Source organism: Halogeometricum sp. CBA1124, assembly GCF_009741955.1.
Classification (GTDB): Archaea; Halobacteriota; Halobacteria; order Halobacteriales; family Haloferacaceae; genus Halogeometricum; species Halogeometricum rufum.
Window position 1 is genome coordinate 1 of sequence record NZ_WPCD01000318.1, and the last position, 2,330, is coordinate 2,330.

Below are 2,330 nucleotides of genomic sequence, written 5' to 3' on the forward strand. Positions count from 1 at the left end.
GATGGCGATGTACATCGCGAGGAGGACGGCCGCGGGCGCGTTGATGGTCATCGAGGTGGACACCTCGTCCAGCGGGATGCCGTCGAAGACGACTTCCATGTCGCGCAGGCTGTCGATGGCGACGCCCGCCTTCCCGACTTCGCCGGCGGCCATCGCGGCGTCCGAGTCGTACCCCTTCTGCGTGGGCAGGTCGAACGCCATCGACAGCCCCGAGGAGCCCTCGTCGATGAGGTACTCGAACCGCTCGTTCGTCTCCGTGGCGGTGCCCATGCCCGCGTACTGCCGCATCGTCCACAGGCGGCCGCGGTGCATCGTCGGGTAGACGCCGCGCGTGTACGGTTCCTCGCCGGGGAACCCGGCGTCCGCGCGGTAGTCGTGGTCGTCGATGTCGGCGGGCGTGTAGAGTCGCTGCACCTCCTGACCTTCCGTGTCGGTCGTGAACTCCTCCTCGCGCTCCCCGAATCGCTCCAGCGTCGGCGAGAGCGTCTCCTCCTCCCACTCCGCCTTCGCCTCGCGGATACGGTCCAGCTCGTCGGGGTCGAACATGGTCGAAGATGACGGAGGGCGGCGACTTAACAGCGTGGATTGAGGGGACGGGGCCGCCGCGGGGGTACGCTGACGTGCCCGCGTCCCGAACGACCCCCATGGACACGGACGACCTGCGCCGGTATCTGTCCGGATTGGCGCCCGACCACGACGACGTACAGGCGGAGATGGCCGACTACGCCGACCGCGAGGGGTTCCCCATCGTCGGTCCGGCGGCGGGCGGGACCCTCCGCGTCCTCGCCCGCCTCGTCGACGCCGAGTCCGTCTTCGAGTTCGGGTCCGGCTTCGGCTACTCCGCGTCGTGGTGGGCGCGCGGGATGCGCGCCGGGCGCGTCGTCCTGACGGAGATAGACCCCGAGGAACTGGACATGGGCCGCGAGTGGCTCCCCGCGGGCGACTACGCCCCGTCGTTCGACTACCGCGAGGGCGACGCGCTCTCCGTCGTCGAGGAGTACGACGGCCCGTTCGACTGCGTCCTCGTGGACCACCAGAAGGAGCGCTACGCGGACGGCTTCCACGCGGTCCGCGAGAAGGTCGCCCCCGGCGGCGTCGTCGTCGCCGACAACGTCGTCCGCGGGCCGGCGGACTTCGACACCCTCGTCGCCTACGCCGAGGGCGAACCGGTGCCGGACGACGCGTCGGCGCAGACGCGCGGCATCGCCGCGTACCTCGACGCCGTGCGCGCGGCGGCGGACTTCGAGACGACGATACTCCCCGTCGGCAGCGGACTGGCCGTCAGCACGCGGGTGTGAGGGCCGACGAACCGGTCCGCCCCGCCCGCGATCGGCGGTCACACTTTTCCCTCCGCGGCCGGTACGTTAGTTGGCATTCGGACAGTCCGGAATCAACTCCCTGACTGTCCGGAATTAACTGTCGCACGGCGGACGGTGTCCGTGCACGCGGTCTCCCCGAATCCGACCGACCCGCCCCCAGAGACGTCGCTCCGGTCGCGTCGGACTACCGACTACTCATGGCTCAGGATACGACTCTCCAAGACGGCACAGGCGAACTGTTCTCGACACTGACGGCGTTCTTCACCCGCTACGGATTGGCGTTCGTGATGGTCGCGAGTTACTTCGGTTCCGGGTCGGTGTTCATCGCCAGTTCGGCCGGCGTCCGCTACGGCTACGCGTTGCTGTGGGCCATCGTCGGCGCGGTGTTGCTCGGATTCATGGCGCAGGACATGAGCGCCCGCCTCGGTATCTTCGGCGACTCGCTCACCGACTTCGCACGTCGAAAACTCGGCCGTACCGGCGCGACGGCCGTCGCCGTGCTGCTGTCGGTCGGTTGCGTCGCGTGGGGCCTCGAACTCACTGCCGCCGTCGGGAAGGGCGTCTCGCTCCTCCTCGGCGACGTGGTGGGCTGGATGCCGCTGGCCGTCCTCACTGCGCTCCTGGCCATCGTCGTCGGCATCCTCGGCTACAGTTACGTCGAACGGCTCATGACGGGCATGATGCTCGGTCTGCTCGTCGCCTACGTCGCCGTCGCCACCGCCGCCACGCCCGACGTCGGCGCCATCGCCGCCGGGTTCGTCCCGAGCGTCCCCGAGGCCGGTGCCGTCACGCTCGTCGTGGGCATCCTCGGCACCACCGCGCTGTGGCCGAACTTCTTCCTCGAAGCGACGCTCGTCGAGGAGAAGGGCTGGACCGACGCGAGCGACCTCTCGAACATCCGCCGGGACCTCGGCGTCGGCTACGCCGTCGGCGGCCTGACAACCGTCGCCATCGTCGTCTGCGCCGCCGCCATCCTCCGGCGGGCCGGTTCGACCGCCTCATCGAGGTGCC

The 2,330-nt window shown here is 69.7% G+C and carries 3 protein-coding genes; 2 read left to right on the forward strand and 1 reads right to left on the reverse strand.

Translation table 11 applies throughout. The features are described from left to right. Positions 1-546 (reverse strand): methylmalonyl-CoA mutase family protein (locus GJ632_RS20975; RefSeq protein WP_231751739.1); only part of this gene is annotated, 546 nt, incomplete at its 3' end. A 98-nt stretch (positions 547-644) separates the two neighbouring features. Here GJ632_RS20975 and GJ632_RS20980 point away from each other — a divergent pair. After that, a complete protein-coding gene (locus tag GJ632_RS20980) occupies positions 645-1,298 on the forward strand; it encodes an O-methyltransferase (protein ID WP_191453936.1) in 654 nt (217 codons plus the stop codon). A gap of 218 nt (positions 1,299-1,516) precedes the next feature. Beyond that, a partial coding sequence (locus GJ632_RS20985; protein WP_197428139.1) for an Nramp family divalent metal transporter occupies positions 1,517-2,330 on the forward strand: 814 nt, incomplete at its 3' end.

Coding starts and splice junctions, on each gene's coding strand:
- GJ632_RS20980 (WP_191453936.1), top strand. CDS start 645: ATGGACACGGACGACCTGCGCCGGTATCTGTCCGGATTGGCGCCCGAC.